This window comes from uncultured Limnohabitans sp., assembly GCF_937889215.1.
Taxonomy (GTDB): Bacteria; Pseudomonadota; Gammaproteobacteria; order Burkholderiales; family Burkholderiaceae_C; genus Limnohabitans_A.
Genome location: NZ_CALBEX010000117.1, coordinates 1 through 5386 on the forward strand (window position 1 = coordinate 1; position 5386 = coordinate 5386).

A 5386-nucleotide genomic window follows, 5' to 3' on the forward strand; every position below is an offset into this window, starting at 1 on the left:
GTTCCACGGCGAGTGCAACCACGCGCCGACGACCAGCAGCCACACCAAGGTGACGGGGATGAAGATCTTCCAGCCCAGACGCATGATCTGGTCGTAACGGAAGCGCGGAAAGGTGGCGCGAATCCAGATGAACATGGACACGACCATGAAGGTCTTCAGGCCCAGCCAAATCCAGCCTGGCACCATGTTGAACAAGGCATGGTCGATGGGCGACAACCAACCGCCCAAGAACATGATCACGGCCAGAATGGACACGAGCCACATGCTGGCGTATTCGGCCAAGAAGAAGATCGCAAAGCCCATGCCCGAATATTCGACCATGTGACCGGCCACGATCTCGGCTTCGCCTTCGACCACATCAAACGGGTGACGGTTGGTTTCGGCCACGCCCGAGATCAGGTAGACGATAAAGATAGGCAACAAAGGCAGCCAGTTCCAAGAGAAGATGCTCAAGCCCATGTCGGCGGCAGCGCCCTTGCCTTGCGCCAACACGATTTCGGTCAGGTTCATGCTGCCCGAGACCATCAAGACCACCAAGAAGCAAAAGCCCATGGCGATTTCGTAACTCACCATTTGGGCCGATGCACGCAGCGCACCCAAAAAGGCGTACTTGGAATTCGATGCCCAGCCCGCGATGATCACGCCGTACACCTCAATCGAAGTGATCGCCATCACCAGCAGCAAGCCGGCATTGATGTTGGTCAGTGCCTGCTCGGGGCCGAATGGAATAGCGACCCAGGCGGCCAGCGCCGGCATGATGGCCATGATCGGGCCCAGGCGAAACAAGCCGGGGCTGGCCGCTGTCGGGTTGATCAATTCCTTAGTCAGCAGCTTGAGCGCATCGGCAATGGGCTGCAACAAACCAAACGGACCCACGCGATTGGGGCCGTGGCGCACTTGCATGAAGCCCAAGAGCTTGCGCTCCCACAGCGTCAGGTAAGCCACCGCACCCATCAGCGGCGCGAGGATCGCAACGATCTTGAGCAAGATCCACAAAACCGGCCAAACCAACGTGGCCCACCAGCTGGCAGCGACCAAATTCAGGCCGCCGTTGTACATTGCGTCAATCATGAGGTCACCTCCTGGCGGGCGTCTGCGGTCAACTGCAAAGACGGTGCGCGGCGCACAGTGCCATCGAGCTGGTAAATCGAAGCGACCGATGGCGCAGGCGTGGTGGTGCCCGACAGGTTGATCGCGGCACGCGTGGTGTTCGATGCCGCCAAGGGCTGGGCCGTGGCGCGGGCCAACACGTCTTGCGAGGTCTCGAAGGCCACACCCGGAATCTCGAGCAGATTGGCCAGCACGCGCAACACTTTCCAGGCAGGACGGGTTTCAGCCAAAGGCTTGACCACGGCATGGAAGCTTTGCAGACGCCCTTCTGCGTTGACAAAGGAACCAGACGTTTCAGTGAATGGCGCGATGGGCAAGAGCACGTCGCTGAAGGCCATGTTGGCCTTGAAAGGGCTGAGCGTGACGACCATCTCGGCCTGGCCCAGGGCCTTGGCCGCTGCAGCACCTGCTGCGCTGTCGAACTCGGGCTCAGTGTTGAGCAAGAGGGCCGCTTTGAGGCCACCGGCCAACATCTGGCCTGCATGCTTGCCACCGGTTTGTGGCTGGGCACCCACCCACTGCGCGCCCACGGTGTTGGCCGCTTCGGTCAGGTAACCCACGCTGGCACCGGTTTGTGCGCCAATCCAGTTGGCCAAAGCCAACAGAGTCGAGGCATTGCCATGGTGAGCAGCGGCGTTGCCCAACAACAGGGCTTTGCGCTCGCCACCCAACAAGGACTTGGCCATGGCTTGGGCCTGCGCAGTCGCCGTGCCCGCGCACGGTGCGTCCACGCCTTTTTCGGCGGCAATGGCCACGGCCAGATCGGCCAGGGTTTGGGCCCATGCAAACGCATCGGTCACCACCGCGTTGGCCACAGGCATGGCCCAAGCATCGGCGTGGCTGAATGCCGCTGGGTCGGTGACCACGTTCAGCTGAGCGCCATGACGCACAGCGTGGCGCACACGCAGTGCAAACAGCGGGTGGTCCTTGCGCAGGTTGGAGCCCACGACCAAAACGCGCTGCAGTGTGCTCAGCGATGCGATCGATGTACCCAGAGTGCGCACGCCTTCAGCTGCGCCGAATTCGGCGTTGCGCAGACGGTAATCAATGTTGTCAGAGCCCAGGCCGCGCATCAAAGCACCGGCCAAATACAACTCTTCCACGGTGCTGTGCGGGCTGACCAAAGCGCCAATGCTGCTGGCGCCATGGTCACGTTGGATGTTGCGCAAGCCATTGGCCACGTATTCGAGGGCTGTTTGCCAATCAACGGTTTTCCACTCACCGCCCTGCTTGAGCATGGGCTGGGTCAGGCGCTCAGGACCATTCAAGGCCTCGTACGAGAAACGCTCACGGTCAGCAATCCAGCACTCGTTGACGTCTTCGTTTTCCAGGGGTACGACACGCATGACCTGGTTGTTCTTGACCTGCACGATCAGGTTGGCACCTGAGGAGTCGTGTGCAGCCACCGACTTGCGGCGCGACAACTCCCAAGTGCGGGCGTGATAGCGGAACGGCTTGCTGGTCAACGCGCCCACGGGGCAGATGTCGATCATGTTGCCCGACAGCTCGGAGTCGATCGTCTGGCCCAAGAAGGTTTCGATTTCAGCATGCTCACCACGGTGGGACATGCCCAACTCCATGGCACCGGCCACTTCTTGGCCGAAGCGCACGCAGCGTGTGCAGTGGATGCAGCGGCTCATCTCTTCCATCGAGATCAGCGGGCCGACTTCTTTGTGGAACACCACGCGCTTTTCTTCTTCGTAACGCGAGCGGCTGCCGCCATAACCCACAGCCAAGTCTTGCAACTGGCACTCACCGCCTTGGTCGCAAATCGGGCAATCGAGCGGGTGGTTGATCAGCAAAAACTCCATGACCGACTTTTGTGCCGCAATGGCTTTGTCGCTCTTGGTGCGCACGATCATGCCTTGTGTCACGGGCGTGGCGCAGGCGGGCATGGGCTTGGGGGCCTTTTCAACCTCGACCAGGCACATGCGGCAGTTGGCCGCTATGGAGAGTTTCTTGTGGTAGCAGAAATGGGGGATGTAGGTGCCCGCTTTTTCGGCGGCATGCATGACCATGCTGCCTTCGGCAACTTCCACTTTCTGACCGTCGAGTTCTATTTCAACCATGGGTCTTCACCGCTGTTGCATCGGCGTTGACCATGGAGGTCTTGTGCTCGATGAGGTGTACAAATTCGTGACGGAAATGCTTGAGCATGCCGCGCACGGGCATGGCCGCTGCGTCGCCCAAGGCGCAAATCGTGCGGCCCATGATGTTGCCAGCCACGCTGTCGAGCATGTCGATGTCGCTGGCACGGCCTTGGCCGTGTTCAATGCGGTCGACCATGCGATAGAGCCAGCCCGTGCCTTCACGGCAAGGGGTGCACTGACCGCAAGACTCGTGCGAGTAGAAGTAAGACAAACGCGCCAAAGCCTTGACCATGCAGCGCGTCTCGTCCATGACGATCACTGCGCCTGAACCCAACATCGAGCCGCCTTCTTTGGCGATGCTGTCGTAGTCCATGGTGAGCTTCATCATCAACTCGGCAGGCACGACGGGCGATGAAGATCCGCCCGGGATCACGGCTTTGAGTTGGCGACCACCGCGCACGCCACCGGCTAGTTCGAGCAGCTTGGAGAACGGCGTACCCATGGGCACTTCGTAGTTGCCGGGGCGCTCCACGTCACCGCTGACCGAGAAGATTTTGGTGCCACCGTTGTTGGGCTTGCCGCATTCGAGGTAAGCCTGTCCACCGTTGCGGATGATCCAGGGCACTGCTGCGAAGGTTTCGGTGTTGTTGATGGTGGTGGGCTTGCCGTACAGGCCAAAGCTGGCGGGAAACGGTGGCTTGAAACGGGGCTGGCCTTTTTTGCCTTCGAGTGATTCGAGCAAAGCGGTTTCTTCGCCGCAGATGTAAGCGCCAAAACCGTGCGAGGCGTGCAGCTGAAAGCTGAACGAACTGCCCATGATGTTGTCACCCAAATAGCCAGCTGCGCGGGCTTCATCCAAAGCCGCTTCAAAGCGTTCGTAGGTGTGGAAAATTTCACCGTGGATGTAGTTGTAACCCACGCTGATGCCCATGGCATAAGCCGCGATGATCATGCCTTCGATCACCGTGTGGGGGTTGTACTCCATGATGTCGCGGTCTTTGCATGTACCCGGCTCGCCTTCGTCCGAGTTGCACACCAAATACTTTTGACCGGGGAACTGGCGGGGCATGAAGCTCCACTTCAGACCCGTCGGGAAGCCCGCACCGCCGCGACCGCGCAAACCGGACTCTTTGACGGTGGCAATCACCTGGTCTTGGGTCATGCCTGCAACGCCGGTCTCGGCATTGGGCTCAGAACCGTCTTTGCCCAAAATTTTGCGCAAGGCCTCGTAGCCCCCGCGCGCTTCGTAGTCTTTGATGCCCCAGTTCGTGCCATTCAAACCGGCATAGATTTGCGGATTGATGTGGCGGTCATGGAAGCAAGATTCCACGCCGTTGGCTTGGAACTGGGTGAGAATTTGTTCGACGTTCATCACACTGCCTCCGCTTTCTTGAGGCTCTCGACCAATTGGTCGAGCTTGTCGTTGCTCATGAAGCTGCACATGTGGCGGTCATTGACCAACAACACCGGTGCATCGGCACAAGCGCCTTGGCACTCGCTGGGCTGCAATGTGAACAGGCCGTCGGCGGTGGTCTCGCCCACCTGCACGCCCAGTTTTTGCTCCAGATGTTCCAGCGCTTTTTGGCCACCACGCAACTGGCAAGGCAGGTTGGTGCAAACGTTCAGCTTGAACTTGCCCACCGGCTTTTGGTTGTACATGTTGTAGAAGGTGGTCACTTCGTGAACCGCCATCACCGGCATGCCCAAGTAATCGGCCACGACCTGCTCGCTGTCGGGGCTGACCCAGCCGAGTTCTTGCTGCACGATAGCCAAGCAGGCCATGACGGCCGACTGCTTTTGGTCTGCAGGGAACTTGGCGACTTCACGCGCAAAGCGTGCTTGTGTTGACTCAGAGATCATCGGTCAATCTCTCCAAAAACGATGTCCATGGTCCCGATGATCGCGACCGCATCGGCCAGCATGTGGCCACGGGCCATTTCATCGAGGGTGGCCAAATGGGCAAAGCCCGGGGCGCGAATTTTGAGGCGGTAGGGCTTGTTGGCCCCATCGCTCACCATGTAGATGCCGAACTCACCTTTGGGGTGCTCGACAGCAGCGTAGGCCTCGCCTTCGGGCACATGAAAACCTTCAGTGAAGAGCTTGAAATGGTGAATCAAGTCTTCCATGTTGGTCTTCATGCCTTCACGCGCAGGCGGCGCGATCTTGTGGTTGTCGGTGATGACCGG

At 59.5% G+C, this 5386-nt stretch carries 4 protein-coding genes and 1 pseudogene; all 5 read right to left on the reverse strand.

Annotated features, from left to right (window positions below):
* A partial coding sequence (gene nuoH / locus Q0341_RS03040; RefSeq protein ID WP_299510464.1) for an NADH-quinone oxidoreductase subunit NuoH occupies positions 1-1071 on the reverse strand: 1071 nt, incomplete at its 3' end.
* Positions 1068-3179 (reverse strand): NADH-quinone oxidoreductase subunit NuoG, encoded by a 2112-nt coding sequence (gene nuoG / locus Q0341_RS03045; protein ID WP_299510465.1) that lies wholly within the window; start codon positions 3177-3179, stop codon positions 1068-1070. The genes nuoH and nuoG, both read right to left, overlap by 4 nt.
* Entirely contained in the window at positions 3172-4572 is a 1401-nt protein-coding gene (gene nuoF / locus Q0341_RS03050; protein ID WP_299510466.1) for an NADH-quinone oxidoreductase subunit NuoF, read from the reverse strand. Before nuoF ends, nuoG begins: the two co-directional genes overlap by 8 nt.
* The gene (gene nuoE / locus Q0341_RS03055) at positions 4572-5060 is read right to left on the reverse strand and encodes an NADH-quinone oxidoreductase subunit NuoE (protein WP_299510468.1); all 489 of its coding nucleotides are present in this window, start codon (positions 5058-5060) and stop codon (positions 4572-4574) included. The genes nuoF and nuoE overlap by 1 nt, the downstream gene beginning before the upstream one ends.
* Positions 5057-5386: pseudogene (locus tag Q0341_RS03060) on the reverse strand (NADH-quinone oxidoreductase subunit D); the annotation flags it as partial. The pseudogene Q0341_RS03060 and the gene nuoE, both read right to left, overlap by 4 nt.